This is a genomic window from Congregibacter sp. (assembly GCF_965662665.1).
GTDB lineage: Bacteria > Pseudomonadota > Gammaproteobacteria > Pseudomonadales > Halieaceae > Congregibacter.
In genome coordinates, this window is sequence record NZ_CBFIIF010000062.1 from 1 (window position 1) to 377 (window position 377).

The 377-nt window shown below is 58.4% G+C and carries 1 protein-coding gene; it reads left to right on the forward strand.

Going from position 1 to position 377, the window contains the following annotated elements; translation table 11 throughout:
• On the forward strand, nt 1-377 hold a 377-nt coding region (gene nudC, locus ACTG39_RS14100; protein WP_439108197.1), incomplete at both ends, for an NAD(+) diphosphatase.

Genomic DNA, 377 nt, shown 5'->3' on the forward strand with positions numbered 1-377 from the left:
CCGCGCAACTTCTGGACTGGGAGCGTGATCATCGTTTTTGTGGTCGCTGTGGCCAGCCTATGCAGGCTGCCGATGGTGAACGAGCAATGGCCTGCGGCCCCTGCAAGACGACGCTTTACCCTAGAATTTCGCCCTGTGTGATCGTGCTAATTACTCGGGGTGATGAGATGTTACTAGCGCGCAACGCCCGTTTTCCGCGGCCCATGTATAGCTCGCTGGCGGGCTTTATAGAGGCGGGTGAGAGCGCCGAAGATACGCTGCGGCGCGAAGTACGCGAAGAAGTGGGGGTCGAAGTGGGCGAGATACAATACTTCGGTTCACAGTCCTGGCCGGTCCCCACTCAATTGATGCTGGGGTATTTCGCCGAATACGCCGGT